This is a genomic window from Paeniglutamicibacter cryotolerans (assembly GCF_014190875.1).
Taxonomy (GTDB): Bacteria; Actinomycetota; Actinomycetes; order Actinomycetales; family Micrococcaceae; genus Paeniglutamicibacter; species Paeniglutamicibacter cryotolerans.
This window is the reverse complement of sequence record NZ_JACHVS010000001.1, coordinates 1,780,163-1,797,644: the sequence shown is the minus strand read 5'-3', so window position 1 is coordinate 1,797,644 and position 17,482 is coordinate 1,780,163. Positions and strand designations below refer to the sequence as shown.

The window sequence follows — 17,482 nt, the reverse complement described above, 5'->3', positions numbered from 1 at the left end:
GGAGCGAAACGGTAGCACCGGTGCGAGGACCCGGTAGCACCGAGCCCTCGCGCCAGCACCGATCGCTTCAGCTCACCGGCTCATCTCCCGGACCCGTATGCTTACGCCGACGCATATTGGGCCCATCAAGCTGGACCAACTCACTGCTGGAAACGATGCGGTTGAGGATCGATTCGGCGATCACCGCATCATGCAGCGACTTGTACCAGTCCTCGGGATCGAACTGAGAAGTCACCACCGTGGCGCCACGGTGTTCGCGCCCCGCCAGGATATTGAGCAGTTCGCTCGCGGTCTCCGGGCTAATCGGCGTGGTCAAGAAGTCATCCAGGACCAGAACATCGCAGTCGTGCAGGCTGCCCAGGAACGTCAGCCGTTCGGCATCACCCCGACGATAAACCGCGAGCTTGTTCGCCAGGTCATCAAGTCGGAAGTAGCGAGCCGTGTAGTCGTGCCGGCAGGCCGCGTTGACCAGGGCTTGGGCCAAATACGATTTGCCGACGCTTGATTTGCCCAGGATCACCAGGTTCGTGGTGTGCTCGATCCACTGGCAGGACGCGAGCCGTGCCACGACCTCCCGGTTCAGGCTCCGGTCCGGCAGGTAGTGGATGTCTTCAACACAGGCAGCAGGGTTCGGCGTTTTCGATTCCTTGAGCAGCTTCACCACCCGACGCTGGGCCCGGGCCGCGATCTCCTGATCCAGTGCATGACGGACCTTGCGCGAAAACGTCCATTCGTCATAGGCCGAGTCGTTGGCGATGTCGATGACGCTTTGGCCGAACGCTGTCATCCGCAACCCGGTAAACAGCCCCATGTCATCGTCGGTCAGATGATGATCAAGCATGGTCCTCCTCCTTCGTTTCCTCGGTTGCGGCGGTGCTTCTCAAGGCCTCGAGACTGAACTGCGAGATCCCGCCCAGATGGGCGCTGCTGGTATCCCTGGCACCCGCGGTCACCGGCCCCGCGCCGGACTGCGGCGATGCCGGTGCGCTCACGCCCGGACGCCCGGCGTAGGCCGCCCGCAGGGCGGTGATGCGATGTTTGAGCGCGGTATAACTGACAGGGTTCCGCTCGTCTTGCACGCAGAGGTCATGGCAGGCCTGCTCCAGCAGGGCGCGGTTGTTGCCCTTGCCCAGTGCCAGGATGTTCATGCAGGAGCGGTAGCCCTGCGCTTCGATCTTTTTCCGATCCAGCAACCGAGCCAGCGCCTGAACCGTGTAGGGGCCGACCTTTGTTGCTTGCCGGATGAAATAGGCACGGGTCCAGAGCAGTGAGATGTCCTCATACCCGTGCGGCGCATGTTCGGGATCGGTGACGTAGGAATGACGCTGCGCACCACGCCGGTGCGAAGCAACCACGAGCCCACCGGCAAGCACGGTGACCTGCTCACCCACGATCCGCACGTCCAGGATCTGCCCGGCGAGCTGGTGCGGAACCGAATATTTAACCGTGTCGACCTGCACGTGCCAGTCCCTGGAGACTTTCGCCTTGCGCCAGTAAACCTGCTGCCACGGCTCGGCCGGGAGGCCGATGAGTTCGTGGCGTTCAGCATCCTGGAACCAATCGCGTCGGGAGCGGTTCTCCCCGCGAAAGGGCGTGCGGTCATTGATCATCTCCACCTGTTCGGCCACGGCCTCGTTCAGCTCATCCAGACCCGCGAAACGCCGCCCCTGCAGGTAGTGGATGATCCAATTGGTCGAGACCTTAACCCCCGCCTCGACGTTGCCTTTCTCCTGCGGCTTATACGCGCCGGTCGGGACTGCCGCGGTTTGATAGTACTCAAGGAAGGCCTCATAGGATTGGTTCACATCCCGGGCCTTTTCATACCGGCTGATCTGGTTCGATGCGGTCGAGGCGTTATCGGGAATGACCAGCTGGCTGACACCCTCAAAGTATTCAAAGGCCTTCCGGTGCAGCTGGCACCAGGCGGGAAGCTTCTCATCCAGGGACCCGTAGGCGAAGATCATTCCCGAATACGGTAAGGACGCCACGAAGAGCGAGACCTTCGTGGTTTCCTGGGTGATCGGATCGGTCAGCTGCATCTTGGTGCCGGCCCAGTCGACCTGCATCGTGTGTCCGGGTTCGTGGGACAGCGGGCTGGTCAGGTCGTTGACCTTGACGTGCTCGGCAATAATCTGGCAGAACCGCTCATAGCCGTAAAACCGGGCGGAGTCTGTGTGCGCGGTGTCCAGGTAGCGGGCCCACAAGACTTTCAACGGTGGCTTCTTCCGACCGATGCGTGCCTTCACCACGGCCTCGACATTGACGGGGACGAACTCACCGCTCACGGCCTTGCGGCCGTCGTCGAACAGCCGGTCGAGGTCCTCATCGGTGAGCGCGTCGATCTGCTCACGGGTGGTCAGCTTTTGATCGGCAAGGACCCGGCTGGCCTTGGCGATCGTGCGGTGCGAGCAGCCTGCCCTGCCTTGGACCTGTCGGTACGAATGGCCCTGCACCAGCAGGGCCATGATGTGTCTGTAGTCAGCCATTACCGTCAGTCTTCCTTTCACTGTCCCCGACCTGGTGTCGTGGGTGAAAGCAATCCTGACTTTGAACGTCCCGAAGCGCTACCGGTTGCTTACACGCGTGCTACCGGATCGTTACGCACGTGCTACCAAAAGCTCCGTCTAAACAGCCTTGACGATGCAGCCGTCCACGGTGAGGTTCTCCAGTTCCAGCCCGACGATGCGGTCGTAGGATTCGAGGCAGAGCTGTTCTAGTTCGGTGAAGATTCCGGCATCGATCCAGAGGTCCCGGCGCCGTCGGATGGTGGTGGCGGAGCAGGTGGTGTCGGAGATTTTCTCGTAGGAGGCCCCGAGGACGAGGACCTGGATGAGCTTGTCGAAGACGAGCCTGTCCGGGATGCGGGGGCGGTGGCAGCCCAGGGGGTGGTGGTCTTCAACGGGTGGGATCAGGGCCTGGAATTGGGTCCAGAGGGGTTCGATGAGGAATGATGGAAGGGCAGGCACGATTCTCCTGGTTAAACGTTTTCTTGGTCGAAAACAGTTTTAACAGGAGTCGTGCCTGCCTTGCTTCTTAATGACGTCGGTTGGCAGCTTAATGACGCTGGCGTGCGTTTTGGCGGGGTTGTGGGGCACGCCTATTGGCGCATTTTCTAAGTCTCCGTCATGGCCAAGGACCTGGAAGCAGATCGAAACGTTCCGAACCCGGGACCTGCGCGCTGGCCCGTACACGTTCGTCGCCGCCGCCGTTCACACCGTGCTCGCAATCGGCGTCAACGTCGAGGGGCACCACGAAGTTCCGGGCCTCCACGCAACCTTTTCCGGCATCGCAGGGAAGCGCCCCAGATTCTGCTTCAAAAATGCGTCATTCCCTACTGCTTCCTCATCTGGAGATGGTCCAGTTCCTCCGTGCCGGTTCCTTCCGATGACTCATCGGAACCGATCTGATCGAAGGATCCTTTGCCGACCGGTTCCCGGCGAACAAGAAGCCCAACTGCAGCTGGCACGAATAGATTCCGGTGAGAGAAACCGGCTCAGCCCTACCGACTGTCACTGCCTGTCCATGCCCTAGATGATCCACCTATCGGGCCCCGCCCCGTAGGCCTGGGACAGTGCCGAGCCCGCCGCCTGGCGCACCCGCAGTTCCAGCTGGTCCAGTGCCGGCGACGTAGACATCCCGATTTCGTGGTGGGCGCGACGCCGAAACTCTGCAATGGCATGTAATGCCGAGATGCATTGGCCAAGGGCCAGCTGGGCGTGCACCATGATTTCCAGCGCCCCCTCGTCCAACACATCCAGGCGCAGTACTGTGTCGGCCGATTCCACAGCACCGGAATAGTCGCCACAGGCCAGGCATTCCTTGGCCACTCGGCGCCAATAGTGGGTTCGGGCATGAAGCAACCGCGCCTGCTCATTGAGCACCCACTCTTCGTACCAGCCCAACAGCAGCGGCGTATTTCCGGGCAGGGCTTCCCTGCAGGACCCGGCCACCCCTTCGAGCACCTCCCATTCGCGGTGCAGATCGATCCACGCCTTCACCGAGAACCCCACCGCATAGCGGTCCACTTGGATGAGCCCGGGCAGGCCGCGGGTCACGTGATGGATGCTGACGCGCAGGTTGTCCAGCGCGCAGCGTTCGCTGGAGTCGGGCCACAATAGTCCACAAAGCAGTTCGCGCCTGCTGGCCCCCTGGACGGCCAAGACAGCCAGCAGCCGTTGCTGGCGCGTGGAGACGTCGATGGCCACCCCGTCACAGGAAAGTTCCCAGAGCGGCATCAGCCGCAGTGTGTACCCGCTTTGCCGTGAACACCCTTCTGCAAGCATGGTGATCCCCCTTCGCACTCCCGTCGCTGGCCTCTCTTTCGGTTCCCTCTTGGACGAATCGTCCACCGAAATAACACGCGGGTCAAGATGTGACAGGATCCGCCAAATCGGGATGGAACAACGAGGTGGCGACGTTGCGGGCCGCGGTCCGCGCATCCTCAGCACCATCGAGCAGCGTCTGCTGACGCTTGACATCGAGCACGGGTTTCAGCGCCGCGAAGCAAAGTTTTCCACCCTCGTCAAAGCGCAGTAGGCCGCCTCCGCGCAGCACCACGCTGGACCGGGTATGCAACCCCAACTTCCGGGCCTCGCCCGGGGCCAGGTGGAGCGTCTGGGCAAAGGATGCACCCATTTCGGAGACGGCAAACCCCTCCGGGCTGATCCGCACGCTGGGCCGGACCCGGTCAATGCTCATCTCCGCACCGGAGTCCAGCTTCGCTGCCTCCATCAGGACCGGGTTGTCCCAGATGAAGCGCAACACCTCATCGGGGTCAGAGGACAGTGAGGAGATTCGGATGGGATAGTTCAGTTCCTTCAACCCCGAGATCCCGGAAAGTGAATCGTCAGTGGCGGTGACGATGCCGACCTCGGCAAAACAGGTGCGAAGCACCCCGCGGTAGTTGTGCTCGTCCTGCGGGACCACGGCCCCGTCCGCGGCGAGTATGCCGCGCAGCAGGTCCTCGAACCCGACGTCCACCGGTGCCATGTAGGCGATGCCGCGCAGCAGCATGTTCAGGACCCGTTCACCGATCCGCGAACCGGCCGCGGCCACCTGGTAGACGCTGGCCCGGCGCCCGGGCCGCCCCAGTTCCTGACGCCAGAGCCGCAACACGGTGGTCAGTATCGCATTCACGACCCCGGCCGCGCGCCGGTGCGGTTCGATCTCCGTCCTCCAGTTCTCGGGCAGCGTCCCGGCCAGCGGTTCCCGGGCCGACCGGCCATGGCTGAACAACCGGTCGGCGAAGCGGAAGAGGCCCGAGGCGAGCAGGTCCGAGCCGAGGGTTTCCAGCGTGCCGCCACGTGCCGCCATTTCAGTGCCGATGATTTCCTGCACCACCGGCACCGTACCAAAGACCCCCAGGACCGCTACCAGATCGGCGAGCGCCTCGTGCATGGCCAGCGAGTCGGCGCCGGCCAAGGAGTCGGCCCACCTCGGCCGGTAGCCATCGAGCACAGCATGGGTGACCTCATGGGCCACGAGGTCACGGTAGAGCGCCAACGGGAGCCGGGCACTGAACCGGGGGTCCTTGATCTTGCCAAAACGGATCGAGCAATCGGAGCGGTTGTACCCGGTATTGGCGTAGTCGATCTTGTCGTTCGCGTATAGGGTCAGCCGGCCACCGCCGGCCCAGGAAATACGCCGGCCCAGCGCTTTTTCAAACCGGGCCTGAGTGTGGGCAGCCACGGCATAGGCCTGCTGGGCCAGGAAACGGCCGTCCCCAACAAGCAGGTCCGGATCGCTCGGCGGCGCCTTGTCGATGGCCCCCCAGTCCCCGTCGCCCAGCAGTTGGGCGTCAACCCGGCCGTGGGCATCGAGCACCACCACCCGCAGCCGTGCACCCACCGGCCCTGGCAGCAACCGCTCGCTGGGTACGCGCAGCGTCTCGGTCAGCGGCGACCCGTCGGGGCCCAACGAATGTGGTCCCTGGGCCAGCACGGTCAGCCCGCTGAGGTCCCCCGCGCCATGCACCACCGGCCGGGACATCGACTTATCCAGCGGTCTTGGCGAAGGCGGTGCCCCAGGCCGTGGCCTTCGCGGCGACGGGCCCCTCGAGCTGGGCCCGCTGGTCGAAACGCGCCCCTAGCAGGGACTTGCTGACTGCTCCCATCAGCACCCGGCGGGTGCGCGTGGGATCGGCGGCGAGCTCCTTGAGCAGGTAGTAAGTGAAGGCTCCGTTGTAGCGGCCCTCGAAGACGGCGTCGGCGCTGGTCTGGTCCGAGCGGCAGCCGGCCAGCAGCACCGGCCGGCCACTGCCCGTCCCGGCGCCAGCCGACCGTGCGACCAGGTCGCGGAACGCCCGAGGGTCGGCCGTTGCCGTGCGCTCCAGCCCGATCGGAGTCGGAGGCGGAAGGAACCGGGGCCGACGCCCGGGCAACAGATCCAGGGCCTTCAAACCGGTCCCGCTGTGGCAGGTATCCAGCACGACCTCCACCAGCAGTCCCGGTGTGGCGCGGGCGAACAGGTCGTGCAGTTCGTCGTCGATGATCAGCGTCGACGGATCCCACTGGTCTCCGGCCTGATCCAGGTCATACGTGGCAAAGGCCTCGTCGGCATGATCAGCCTCGTCCCCGGAGGTGTCGGGTACCTGGGTGCCGTGGCTGGAGAAGGTGAAGACCAGGTGCTTGAGCCCCTCGGACGCCGCCCGGTCCATGGCCTCGCCGAGCCGGCCCAGCACAGCTTCCTTGCTGGCCGCCGCATCGGTGAGCACATCGATCTGGGAGTCGCTGAACCCGTAGCCGCTGCCCAGCAGCGCGGCGAAGTCCTCGGCGTCGTTCACGCATCCGTTGAGCCAGGAGCCTGCGGGCAGGTGCGCAAACCTGTTGATGCCCACGCACACGGCGTAGCGGTCACCGGTACCGGGTCCGGACGCCTGCGCCTTGGCTGGTGCCGGGGCGGACGGAGCCGCCGGAGCCGCCGGAGCCGCCAATGGTTCCATGGCCCGGAATCCGATGACGTCCTCACGATCCAGCACCCTCACGAGCACGCTGGTCATGGTGTCGGGGTCGTTGTCGAAGGCGCCATGAGAGGTCGCCGAGGTGCGCGCGGACTTCGGCCCGTTGTTGCTCACCGACCAGACGACATCGGCCTGGGGTCCGGCGAACATCGATGTCAGTGCCGCATCGGCGTTCACCGACTCCTGCAGGCCCAAAATCGGGGTGTTGGGCTGGACCTCCAGCGAGGCGCGGATCAGGCACAGCAGCGAGCGGGTGTAGCCGCCGGGAAGCGTGTCCTCCTCCTCCGTCTCCTTCTCCATGCTGAACATGCCCAGATGCCCGATCCCGTTGGCCGCCCCCAGCAGCGGTTGCAGCCGCGTGGTGAAGTCGGCCGTGTTGATCGCCGGGGCCAGCAGGTTCAGCGTGGAGAAGTCGACGCCGGCCTGCATTCCCGCGTAGGCAGGGAGGAAGTACGAGTGGAAGATCGAACCGGCCGAATGCCCCGCCGCATGCAACCGGAGAGCCTGCGGATTGCGCCCCACGTAACCGGCGAGCGCACGAGCAACATACAGCGCGCCCCCGTCGGCGGCCACCGACTGGGCCGCGCTGGTTTTCATCTGCCCCCAGACCTTGGGCCCCAGCGGCCGGGCGAGCAGTTCGTAGGTCTTGTTCCAGGCATCGGCGAAGAAGCCGCGATCGGCCAGGGCCCCGGGGGCCGGCACCGCATCGCGGTTTCCGCCTCCGAGCAGCGAGCCGATGGCCTCAAAGAGACCTGTCTCCCAGATGAAAAAGATCGGGTAGACGCCGTTGGACAGCCACCAGGGGATCTGCGCCGCCGCGCCGGTGATCCCGGCAGTTTCGTCCACCAGTCCGCCGTGGGCCCAGAAGAGCAGCGGCACATCCACCCCGCCGTGTTCGGCGACGAAAGCCGGCAGGTAGTTGGAGAAGATCGCGTCGATGTCCTCGGAAGTGGTGCGCAACTGGCCGCCGGAAGAGAAGCGCCCGTCGGAGAGGTTGACCAGGTGGGGTTTGAGCGCCTGCAGGTCGATGCCCGCGGGCAGCGCCCTGGCTCCCGGCCCCCGGTCCGGGGCTGCTCCCGCCGTCAGTAGTACCATTCTCTTCTTCCCCCTCGGTGGGTGCCCGCAGTTCGTTCTCCCGCCACAGCAGTATGGGCGTTCCAGCATTACCCGTGCGTTACCCACCGGTGTGGCACCGGCGCCCGCCCATGCTAGGAATGAGGAATGCAAAAACGACTGCTCGGCACGACCCCCGTCAATCCTTTGGGCTTCGGCGCCATGAACCTGGTCCACGGCTACTCGCACTTCCCCGGCGAACGGGACGCGGCAGCGCTTTTGCACGCGGCACTGGATGCCGGAGTCGACCACCTCGACACCGCGACGCTCTACGGTGGCGGCCGTTCCGAGGAACTGATCGGCACACACCTGGCACACCGCCGCGGCGAGTACTTCCTGGCCTCCAAGGGCGGTCTGTCGATCGGCGAGGGCCGCGCCATGATCGACGGGCGTCCCGCAACGCTCACCGGACAGATCGACGCCTCGCTCAAGGCCCTGCAAACCGAGCACATCGACCTGTACTACCTGCACCGCCTGGATCCAGCGGTGCCGATCGAGGAATCCGTCGGCGCGCTCGCCGATGCCGTGACCGCCGGGAAGATCGGCGGCATCGGGCTCTCCGAGGTCTCCGTCGCGACCCTGCAGCGCGCCCACGCGGTACACCCGATCATGGCAGTACAGAACGAGTACTCGCTCGCCACAAGGAACCCCGAGCTGGGCATGCTCGACGCCTGCGCCCGGCTCGGCACCGCGTTCGTCTCCTTCAGCCCGCTCTACCGCGCCCTGCTCACCGGCGCGCTGCGCACCATCGAAGACCTGCCGGCCGGGGACATGCGCCACCACATGCCGCGCTTCCGGGCCGAAAACCTGCGGGCCAACCTGGCACTGGTCGATGCGTTCGGCACGCTGGCCACTTCCCTGGAGACCACGCCGGCCGCGCTGGCACTGGCCTGGGTACTGGCCCAGGGGGAACACGTGCATGTGATTCCCGGAACCACCTCGGCGCCGCACCTGACCGAGAACATGGGCGCCGCCGACCTGGTGCTCGATGCAGCTGCGCTGGCTGCTGCCGACGCGCTGATCAACCAGGACACCATTGCCGGGCGGCGCTACTCCAGCCACCAGTTCAGATCCATCGACAGCGAGGACTTCGACGTGGTCATCCACTGATTCGCCATGCCCGGTGCTACGGTGGGCCCAAGCGGTATCCGGCAGCATCGAGCACGAGGCGGCATGATGATCTCCAGCAATTCACGGCACACTGTCACCCTGCGGTTCCTGGCCGCCCCGACGGATGCGGGCCATGACGGCACTGTGGATGCCGGGGTGGTGCTGCAATGGATCGACAAGGCCGCGTACGCCGCAGCGGTGGGCTGGTCCAAGTCCTATTGCGTGACGGCCTACGTCGGCAACATCCACTTCACCGCGCCGGTGCGCATCGGGGAGATGGTCGAGGTCACGGCGACCATCGTCTACACCGGCGCCTCCTCGATGCACATCTCCACCACGGTGGTTTCCGGTGACCCACGCACCTTCGGGGATCCGGGGGTCAGCGCCGAATCACGCAGCCAATGCCTGGTCATCTTCGTGGCAGTCGATGAGGCGGGCCATCCGCACCCGGTGCCGCCGTTCATCGCCTCGACCCCGGTCGAGGTGCTCAAGCGCGACCACGCGATCTCCCGGATCAAGGTCCGCTCCGACATCGTCGAGGCCATGTCGCGGCAGGAATACACGGATGCCGGTTCGGCGGAGAAGGTGGTGCTGCGCTTCCTCTCGGCCCCCACCGACGTGAACTGGGGTGGCAAGGTGCACGGCGGCATCGTGATGAAGTGGATCGACGAGGCAGCCTATGTCTGTGCTTCGCGCTATGCCGGGCATGCAGCCGTAGCAGTATTCTCCGGCGGTGTGCGCTTCTACCACCCGGTGCTGATCGGCGACCTGGTCGAGGTGGAGGCGCGGCTGGTCTACACCGGGCACAAGGGCATGCACATCGCTGTGCTGGTGCGTTCCGGCGATCCTGCCACCGGCGTGTTGGAACTGACCACCTATTGCCTGACGGTGATGGTCATCCGCGACGAAACCGGCACGGCGCTGCCGGTCATGCCCTGGGTACCGGTGACGGACGAGGACATCAGGCTTGCGGAGCATGCCCGCGAGCTGCTGGAGATCAGGGGCCGGGCGCCGGGAAACCGGCTACCCAACCACCTGCTCGATGCAGTGCCCGCCACCGGTTCCCAGCAGTCCATTTAACGGTCCTTGTCGATGACCTTTTTCACGTCGAAGAAGGTCTTCAGCACCGGCCGGTCGCCCTTGAGCTCCTTGGCGAACTGCAACCCGTCGATGTTGATCCGGGCCTGGCGCTGGTAGGCATCGCCCTGCTGCATCCAGGCGGTGGTGGTCCCGTCGACCCCGTAGAAGAAGTCGAATCCGTCCTTCTTCAGCAGGTTGTAACGCTCACCGGAATACATCGGCACACCCGAGATGTCGGCACCGAACGGATAGATGAACTGGTCGGTGTCTCCGATGATGGGCCGGACCTCGGCATCCCACAGCTTCATGTCGTGCTTGAACTTCGGCATCGGGCTCCTGCCCATGTCGATGTGGCCCCAGGCGTGGGAGGCGAACACCCAGCCCTCCTTCTTCATCGCGTCGGCCACGGCCGTGGCCGTCGCGGTGTCCTGGGCCAGGTTCTTGTTCTCCGGGTATTCGCTGGCCGAGGTGCGATAGCCAAGCACCCCGTTGTAGCCGGTCAACGCGATGATGCCCTTGGCCCCGCGGTAGGAGAAGTCGGGGTGCTTCGCCACATATGAATCGAGTAGCGGGACCATGTCGTAGTCCCCGATGGTGGTCTTGCCTGCGGCATCGGCATAGCTGTTCTTGACCTTGCCGTGCTCGTCGAGCAGCAGTTTGGTGGGGAACCCGTCGCCGTCCATGTACTCGTAGTAGCTCACGTCATCCTGCGAGAGCACCAGCGGTTTCTTGCCCGCCGGCAACCGGATGTCCCGGTATTTCATCTTCCCGTTCTTGTCCAGGCCGGCGAAGTCCTCCGGGTTCACCAGCACGTAGCCGCGCTTATGCAGTTCGGCGATGATCTTGTTGAACTCGTCGATGGTGGCCATGTAGTCCAGATAGCCCTGTTCGCGGTCATCCCCGTCGAAGGCGCGCTTCGTGTCGACCACCAGCGAGTGGAAGAACAGGTGCGGGATCTGGTTCGGCGTCGCCCAGACCTTGGCCTTTGACTTCGCCGCCTTGATCTCGGTGGTGGCATCGGCTGTCTCGGGCGCGTCGATGCCGGCGAGCAGCTTCAGCGCCGCGTCATAGTCGTAGCTGGCGGCCAGCGTTCTGGCCCGCTTGATGGTGGTTGCCGTTTCATCAGGCTTCGGTGCCTCGGGGGTCTGCGTCGCCCCGGTAGTACCGGCGATGTGGCTGGATACCGGAGCGTTCTGCCCCGGAGGCGGGGAAGCCAGCGGCGTACAGCCGGCAAGCAGCAGCGAACCGGCTCCCATCAGCGCAATGGCCCGGTACTTCATGGATTCACTCATAGTTTTCGGTCTCCTTTGCCCTTCGGCGGATGCCCCCAAAACAGTGCGGCCTGGCCGCCTCACTCCCCCACCCACGACCCTACGCGTTCGCCGGGCAGGGCCAACCCGACGCGCCGGGCGGCAGGAACGCGGCCGCATTCCATGGCCTAGAATGAGTGCTCGGATATCCCTCCCGCAGCGGACCTCCACGGCAGGCAAACACCGTGTGGCCAGAAAGTACTTGATGCGCCCCCTTCACCACGCCGCCCCCGTCTGGAGAGACCAGCAGGAATTCCGGTCCTCCGCCGCGTGGAAGCTCCTGTCCTCGGCTCCCTGGGCCCTGGCTTTCCTTCGTGCCGAGTTCACCAGCGCCCGCCCACGGATCGGGCTCGAGGCGTTCCATGCATCGCTTGACGCGTTCCTCAAGCACGTCCGCGCGCAGGATGCGGCCATGAACGAGTCGCTGACAGCCTCCGGCTACGCCGACGCCTGGGTGCGTTCACGCTTCCTGGCCCGCCCGCTGGTCGACGGGCATTTCGTCTACGAACCCACGGCACAGACCGCACGCGTGCTCACCTTCCTCGAGGACTTCACCGGGGCGCGCACCAACCTGAACTCCTCGCGGCTGAACACGCTGCTGACCTCGCTGGAAGACCTGGCCCACGAGACGGATCCGGACCCGCAGGCGCGGATCAAGCAGCTCGAAGCCGAAATCCGCATCCGCGAGGAACGCATCACCGCCCTGGAGGCCGGCACTTCCCCCGCTGTGCTGCCACGCGACGGAGCCGTCGCTGCGGCCCGCAGCGTGCTGCAGCTGGCCTCCACGCTTCCCGCCGACTTCAAGCGCATGCGCGACGGCGTGCAGGAGATGCTGCACGTGCTGCGCACCGAGATCATGGAGTCCTCCACCGCCAAGGGCGTCGCCATCGGGCAGGTGCTTGAGGGCGATCGGGTGCTGCGCGGAACACCGGAGGGCGCGACCTTCCGCGGCTTCACCGAGTTCCTCAACGAACCGGCCCGCCAGGCCCGCTTCCGCCAGGCAGTCAACGAGGTGCTCGAACGCGACTTCATCGACGAGCTCGATGCCCAGGAACGCCATACGCTGGCGAACCTGGTCCGCGAACTGCGCCGCCAGGCCTCCGAGGTTCACCATTCCTACGGCAGGCTGTCGGAGTCGCTGCACGCCTACGTGCAGACCGAGGAGTTCAGGGAATCGCAGCTGCTGCGCACGGCCGTCCGCTCGGCCGAGCTGGCCGTCGCTTCCTCCCCGGCGCTGCGCCCGCGCACCTCGGCCGCGCCGATCCGGCTCTATAACCCCAGGTTCACCACGCTGGCGACCCTGGGCATCTACGACCCTGCCGAACATGTCGCCCCGCCCAAGCTGGCTGATCCGCCGGCCTTGAGCGTTGCCGACATCCACCGCACCCCGTCCACGCCGAAGGCCGACCCGGCGGCACTGGCCGGCGCGGTGAACCGCGCGCGCGCCCATGGCGCCGGCACGGCATCGCTCGGCGACGCCTTTGGCCGGCTGGATCCCGGGCAGCGGCACCTGAACTCCATCCGCTACCTGATCCAGGTGGCCCGCGCCGAGCCCGGAGACATGGACGAGACCCGCTTCGAACGCGTCGTCTTCCTCCAGGTCGACGGCAGCGAACGCACCGCCTACCTCCCGGTCATCACCTTCGCGAAGGACATCGCCTAGGCTCCGGGGGAAACCGTCGCCCCGGAGAAGGCGGCGACCATCGCTGCATTGGCCTCCAGCAGGTGGGCGCGCATGTGTTCCTGCGCCGCAGCCGCGTCACCCCGGGTCACCGCATCAAATATTGCTTCGTGGGCGTCCCGCTCGGCCTGGGAGGCCACATGGACTTCGACGAGCGGCATCAGATGGTGGAGCCTGTTCACCTCGTCGCTCAGGATACGCACGAGGCTTGCCGCCCGGTCATTGCGCGATGCCCTGACACAGGCCACATGGAACTCGCTGGCGGCCTGCAGGCGGTCCGCCAAGGGGAGGTCCAAGTCGAATTGCCGTTCCAGCAGGGCACGCAAATCCCGGGCCAGGGCATCGGTGGCATTCCTGGCCGCCGAGGCGACAAGCGCAGGTTCCAGGATCAACCGCAGCTCCATCACATCGCGCACGTCGTTGAAGCTCAGTGTGCGCACCATGTACCCCCGGCGCGGAAGCACCGTCACCAGCCCCTCCACGGTGAGCATCTGCAGGGCTTCGCGGACCGGGGTCTTGGACAGCCCATATTGAAGTGCCAGCCCGGCCTCGAAGACGATCTCCCCGGGCCGGAGCACTGCGGTGAGGATCTGGGTGCGGATCAGGGCGCGGACCCTTTCCGATGCCGATTCACGGCCTGTTCCTTGCGGGGCCATGGCGCCGCCTGCCGTGGTGCTGGGTACCATCATGTTCCCGACAATAGCTGCAGTCCCCCGGCAACCGGTATCACCGTTCCGGTGACATAGCTCATGGACAGCAGCCCATGCACCACCTCCGCCACGTCTTCGGGCTGCCCGAGCCGCCTGGCCGGGGCTTTTTCCGCAACGAAGTCGCGCACCGCGGTCCAGTCATGGGTCAAGGGCGTATCGATATATCCCGGCGCCACGGCGTTCACCCGGATATCGGGCCCCAGTGCCTTGGCCAGCAGCCGGGTCAGATGCAGGACCCCGGCCTTGCTGACGGCGTAGGGGATGGAGCTCCCGGAGGCGGTAATGCCCGCAACCGAGGCATTGTTGATGATCTGGCCCTGGGACCGCAGAAGGTGTGCCCGAGCCGCCCTGGCCACGTTCCAGGGACCCTTGAGGTTGACCGCCATGACCAGGTCCCAGAACTCATCATCCACCGCGTCCAGATCCGAGTGGTCGATCTGCCGGGCGATGCCCGCGTTGTTGACGACGGCATCGAGTCGTCCGAAATGCTCGACAGTGAGGTCGACCAATCGTTTCGCCTCCGTGGCCGAGGAAACATCGGCATCGAGGTAGATGGCCTGGCCGTGTCCGGCGGCCACCTGCCGTCCCGCCTCGAGACTGTTGAATCCATTCAATGCCACCTTCCAGCCTTCCTCCAGCAGCCGCAGGGCGATCGCCTTGCCGATGCCGCTTGAAGCCCCCGTGACCAGCGCAACCCGATTCATTTCGCGTCCTTCCCGCCGGGGCCAACGGTTTCCCGGGTGCTGCCCTCGGACGAACCCGGCGGCAGGTAGTGGGCGACCAGACCCGCCAGGCTGCCGTTTCCCAGCCCCTTGTCGACGGCGTCCGCGAAGACCTCGCGCACGGGAGCCAGCAACGCGGAGGGCACGCCTTGATCCTCGAGCATCGCCGCAACCAGACGCTGGACTTCCACGAGTCCGGATACCGCGGCACCGTCGGAACTGAAATCGGAGGCACAGGCGGCGGGCAGGTTCTTATCCAGCATCGTGCTGGCCGCCCACCCTCCCATCAGTGCCCCGTGTGCGGTCGCGGGATCGATCCCCAGGCGGAGTACCAGGGCGCTTGCTTCGGCCGCCGCCACCGCGTGGACACTCACCAGTAATTGGTTGATGAGCTTGAGCCGCAGTCCGGCACCGACATCCCCGGCGTGCTTGATCGTCGAGCAATAGCGTTCCAAAACCGGCCTGGCCCTTTCCAGGACCCCCGCATCGCCTCCGACCATCGTGACCAGTGAGCCGCGGCGGGCGCCTTCCGGGCCACCTGATACCGGTGCCTCGAGATAGGCCGCTCCGCGTCCGGCCAGGGCCTTCGAGATCCGGAGGGAGAGTCCGGGGTCAAACGTCGCATGCTCGACGAAGACCTGCCCCGGACGCGCCGTCTCGACGATCCCTGCGGCACCCAGGTAGAGCTCGCCGATGACGGCAGAGTCCAACAGGCATCCAAGGACGATGTCTGACTGTTCCACGACGCGGGCCGGGTCGGAGGAGATCGAGGCTCCGGCAGGAAGCAGCTTTTCCGCCTTGGCCACATCACGGGCATAGACGTTGACCGGGCAACCGGATTCAACGAGCCGTGCAATCATTCCCTTGCCCATGGCGCCGGGACCCAGGAATCCAAGGGCGGGAAGACCGGCGTGGCCAGGGTCTGCGAATACCGGCGTCATAGTGAGTCTCCTGTCGATTTCGGCAGGGTTGGATCCGTCGCTTCTACCCCTGCGGCACGCAGGAAATCGAAGTCGCAACCATCATCGGCCTGCATCACGTGCCGCTGGTGCAGCCAGGCCATCCCCCGCGGTTGGGCCACAGGCGCAGCCTGCGGGATCCGGGCGGCGATTTCTTCATCGGTGAGGAAATGCCGGATCACCCCCGCGGCAGCATCCAGTTCGATCTCGTCACCGGTGGCAATGAACCCCAGCGGTCCTCCCGCTGCCGACTCCGGGGTGATGTGCAGGACCACGGTTCCGGTGGAGGTTCCGCTCATGCGGGCATCCGATAACCTCAGCATGTCGGTGACCCCTGCCCGATGCAGCTTCGCCGGGATGGGGATGTGGCCGACTTCGGGCATGCCCGGCGCTCCCAGCACTCCCATCCCGCGCAGGACGAGAACCGAGTCCGCATCGACATCCAGATCCGCATCATCGATGCGGGCGTTCAGGTCCTCGATGCCGTCGAAGACGACCGCCTTCCCGCGGTGGTGCCGGAGCCCGGGTACGTGGACTCCGGCCGCCTTCAGGACGGCACCGCGCGGAGCCAGGTTCCCCTTGAGCATGATCAGGGCACCCCGCTCGGAGAGCGGTTTGTCCACTGGCGCGATGGCATCGTGGTCATCGAAGCTGCGCCCCTCTAGAAGCTCGTCCCAGGTGGCGCCGGTGGCCGTCACGGCATCGGCATGGATCACCTCACGGATTCGATGCACAATGGCCGGGACGCCTCCTGCCGCATCGAGATCGGAGAGCAGCCGGGTCCCGCCCGGCCGGACGTTGGCCACATATGGCGTACCGGCGGACCATGCCTCGAAACGATCGGCACCGATCCGCAGTCCGGCCCGTCCGGCTATGGCTTCGAGGTGGATGACGGCGTTGGTTGAACCGCCCAGCGCGGTCACGACCCTGAAGGCATTTTCGAGGGAACGATCCGTCACCAAGGCGCTGGGCAGCAGGCCCGCCGCGACGGACCGGACGATCATGCGTCCGGTCTCGCGGGCAATCTCCCGGCGCTCGGGGCTGTTGGCGGCAGGCAAACTCGATCCGGGCAGGGCAAAGCCGAGCATTTCGGCGACGGCCGCCATGGTCGTGGCGGTGCCCATGACGTTGCATGTTCCCACGCCGATGTTGGAGCGCCCTTCCAGCTCGCGCCAATCCTCGTCGTTGACCAAACCGACACGCCGGTCCTCGCACACCGGCCAGACGTCATCGACGGTGAACTCCCGGTTTTTTTGGAAACAGGACACCGGGCGGGGGCCAGCGACGAGCATGACCGCCGGTTTGTCTGCGCTCAGCGCACCCATGATCTGGGCAGGAACCGTCTTGTCGCATCCACCGAGCAGCACCACGCCATCGATCGGGGTGGCCCCGATCATCTCCTCGACATCCATCGACATCAGATTGCGCAAGTACATGCTGGTGGGTCGGGTGTAGGGCTCGGAGATTGAAATCGTGGGAAATTCTACCGGGAGTCCGCCCGCCTCGCGGATTCCCTCCTTCACGAATTCGGAGAGTTCCCGCAATCCCGCATTGCAGGGGTTGAACTCACTGGCGCTGTTCGCGATGCCGATCACCGGGCTTCGGCGGACATCGTCCTCCGAGAATCCGCCGCCGCGCAGGAAGGCCCGGTGAAGCAATCCATCCTGGCCCTCGTCGCGAAACAATTCGCCGGAACCCTTTTTCAAGTCTCGTTGTGACATGCATCCCCCTCAGCTAAGGTGTGACCCAGATTACGAAGATGCTACAGATATATCACCGTAATACCTAATGTTCACCACGCTGCCACCGATTCAGGGCAAGCGCACAGCGACCCGCCGA

The 17,482-nt window shown here is 65.4% G+C and carries 13 protein-coding genes and 2 pseudogenes; 4 read left to right on the top strand and 11 right to left on the bottom strand.

The annotated features are described in order from the left end of the window. Window positions 1-67 precede the first annotated feature (67 nt). The 3 genes and pseudogenes from E9229_RS08460 to E9229_RS08450 form a co-directional block, all read right to left on the bottom strand. Window positions 68-841 (bottom strand): ATP-binding protein, encoded by a 774-nt coding sequence (locus E9229_RS08460; RefSeq protein WP_183510337.1) that lies wholly within the window; start codon window positions 839-841, stop codon window positions 68-70. Next, window positions 834-2,486, bottom strand: coding sequence for an IS21 family transposase (istA, locus tag E9229_RS08455; protein WP_183510647.1), 1,653 nt, complete (start codon window positions 2,484-2,486; stop codon window positions 834-836). The genes E9229_RS08460 and istA overlap by 8 nt, the downstream gene beginning before the upstream one ends. A 144-nt stretch (window positions 2,487-2,630) precedes the next feature. After that, a pseudogene (locus tag E9229_RS08450) lies at window positions 2,631-2,966 on the bottom strand (transposase); the annotation flags it as partial. 150 nt (window positions 2,967-3,116) lie between these two features. On the opposite strand from E9229_RS08450, the pseudogene E9229_RS19340 reads away from it, so the two are divergent. Continuing rightward, window positions 3,117-3,276: pseudogene (locus E9229_RS19340) on the top strand (IS256 family transposase); the annotation flags it as partial. A 251-nt stretch (window positions 3,277-3,527) separates the two neighbouring features. On the opposite strand, the gene E9229_RS08445 reads toward E9229_RS19340, so the two are convergent. The 3 genes from E9229_RS08445 to E9229_RS19335 form a co-directional block, all read right to left on the bottom strand. After that, the gene (locus tag E9229_RS08445) at window positions 3,528-4,283 is read right to left on the bottom strand and encodes an AfsR/SARP family transcriptional regulator (protein WP_183510780.1); all 756 of its coding nucleotides are present in this window, start codon (window positions 4,281-4,283) and stop codon (window positions 3,528-3,530) included. 82 nt (window positions 4,284-4,365) lie between these two features. Continuing rightward, window positions 4,366-5,988: a gluzincin family metallopeptidase gene (locus tag E9229_RS08440; RefSeq protein WP_183510779.1), complete on the bottom strand. Its 1,623-nt coding sequence runs from the start codon at window positions 5,986-5,988 to the stop codon at window positions 4,366-4,368. Window positions 5,989-5,992: 4 nt separating this feature from the next. After that, window positions 5,993-8,053, bottom strand: coding sequence for a caspase family protein (locus E9229_RS19335; protein ID WP_246380436.1), 2,061 nt, complete (start codon window positions 8,051-8,053; stop codon window positions 5,993-5,995). A 126-nt stretch (window positions 8,054-8,179) separates the two neighbouring features. On the opposite strand from E9229_RS19335, the gene E9229_RS08430 reads away from it, so the two are divergent. Next, on the top strand, window positions 8,180-9,181 hold the full coding sequence (locus E9229_RS08430; RefSeq protein ID WP_183510778.1) for an aldo/keto reductase: 1,002 nt from the start codon (window positions 8,180-8,182) through the stop codon (window positions 9,179-9,181). Between the two features lie 66 nt (window positions 9,182-9,247). Further along, window positions 9,248-10,261: an acyl-CoA thioesterase gene (locus tag E9229_RS08425; protein WP_183511959.1), complete on the top strand. Its 1,014-nt coding sequence runs from the start codon at window positions 9,248-9,250 to the stop codon at window positions 10,259-10,261. On the opposite strand, the gene E9229_RS08420 is transcribed toward E9229_RS08425, so the two are convergent. Further along, window positions 10,258-11,553, bottom strand: a complete 1,296-nt coding sequence (locus tag E9229_RS08420) for a polysaccharide deacetylase (protein WP_246380434.1) — start codon at window positions 11,551-11,553, stop codon at window positions 10,258-10,260. The two genes, E9229_RS08425 and E9229_RS08420, sit on opposite strands and share 4 nt — an antisense overlap. A 223-nt stretch (window positions 11,554-11,776) precedes the next feature. On the opposite strand from E9229_RS08420, the gene E9229_RS08415 reads away from it, so the two are divergent. Beyond that, entirely contained in the window at window positions 11,777-13,234 is a 1,458-nt protein-coding gene (locus E9229_RS08415; protein WP_183510777.1) for a DUF3375 domain-containing protein, read from the top strand. Here E9229_RS08415 and E9229_RS08410 read toward each other — a convergent pair. The 4 genes from E9229_RS08410 to E9229_RS08395 are packed head-to-tail and all read right to left on the bottom strand — an operon-like array spanning window position 13,231 to window position 17,364. Then, the gene (locus E9229_RS08410) at window positions 13,231-13,941 is read right to left on the bottom strand and encodes a GntR family transcriptional regulator (RefSeq protein WP_183510776.1); all 711 of its coding nucleotides are present in this window, start codon (window positions 13,939-13,941) and stop codon (window positions 13,231-13,233) included. The genes E9229_RS08415 and E9229_RS08410 overlap by 4 nt on opposite strands. Then, the gene (locus tag E9229_RS08405) at window positions 13,938-14,666 is read right to left on the bottom strand and encodes an SDR family NAD(P)-dependent oxidoreductase (RefSeq protein WP_183510775.1); all 729 of its coding nucleotides are present in this window, start codon (window positions 14,664-14,666) and stop codon (window positions 13,938-13,940) included. Before E9229_RS08405 ends, E9229_RS08410 begins: the two co-directional genes overlap by 4 nt. After that, window positions 14,663-15,625, bottom strand: a complete 963-nt coding sequence (locus E9229_RS08400) for an NAD(P)-dependent oxidoreductase (protein ID WP_183510774.1) — start codon at window positions 15,623-15,625, stop codon at window positions 14,663-14,665. The genes E9229_RS08405 and E9229_RS08400 overlap by 4 nt, the downstream gene beginning before the upstream one ends. Then, window positions 15,622-17,364: a dihydroxy-acid dehydratase gene (locus E9229_RS08395; protein ID WP_183510773.1), complete on the bottom strand. Its 1,743-nt coding sequence runs from the start codon at window positions 17,362-17,364 to the stop codon at window positions 15,622-15,624. Before E9229_RS08395 ends, E9229_RS08400 begins: the two co-directional genes overlap by 4 nt. Between the last annotated feature and the right edge of the window lie 118 nt (window positions 17,365-17,482).

Bases quoted from the DNA above. Each gene is read 5' to 3' on its own strand.
- E9229_RS08425 (WP_183511959.1), top strand. From the start codon at position 9,248: ATGATCTCCAGCAATTCACGGCACACTGTCACCCTGCGGTTCCTGGCC.
- E9229_RS08445 (WP_183510780.1), bottom strand. From the start codon at position 4,283: ATGCTTGCAGAAGGGTGTTCACGGCAAAGCGGGTACACACTGCGGCTG.
- E9229_RS08415 (WP_183510777.1), top strand. From the start codon at position 11,777: ATGCGCCCCCTTCACCACGCCGCCCCCGTCTGGAGAGACCAGCAGGAA.
- E9229_RS08400 (WP_183510774.1), bottom strand. From the start codon at position 15,625: ATGACGCCGGTATTCGCAGACCCTGGCCACGCCGGTCTTCCCGCCCTT.
- istA (WP_183510647.1), bottom strand. From the start codon at position 2,486: ATGGCTGACTACAGACACATCATGGCCCTGCTGGTGCAGGGCCATTCG.
- E9229_RS08440 (WP_183510779.1), bottom strand. From the start codon at position 5,988: ATGTCCCGGCCGGTGGTGCATGGCGCGGGGGACCTCAGCGGGCTGACC.
- E9229_RS19335 (WP_246380436.1), bottom strand. From the start codon at position 8,053: ATGGTACTACTGACGGCGGGAGCAGCCCCGGACCGGGGGCCGGGAGCC.
- E9229_RS08405 (WP_183510775.1), bottom strand. From the start codon at position 14,666: ATGAATCGGGTTGCGCTGGTCACGGGGGCTTCAAGCGGCATCGGCAAG.
- E9229_RS08410 (WP_183510776.1), bottom strand. From the start codon at position 13,941: ATGATGGTACCCAGCACCACGGCAGGCGGCGCCATGGCCCCGCAAGGA.
- E9229_RS08460 (WP_183510337.1), bottom strand. From the start codon at position 841: ATGCTTGATCATCATCTGACCGACGATGACATGGGGCTGTTTACCGGG.
- E9229_RS08420 (WP_246380434.1), bottom strand. From the start codon at position 11,553: ATGAGTGAATCCATGAAGTACCGGGCCATTGCGCTGATGGGAGCCGGT.
- E9229_RS08430 (WP_183510778.1), top strand. From the start codon at position 8,180: ATGCAAAAACGACTGCTCGGCACGACCCCCGTCAATCCTTTGGGCTTC.
- E9229_RS08395 (WP_183510773.1), bottom strand. From the start codon at position 17,364: ATGTCACAACGAGACTTGAAAAAGGGTTCCGGCGAATTGTTTCGCGAC.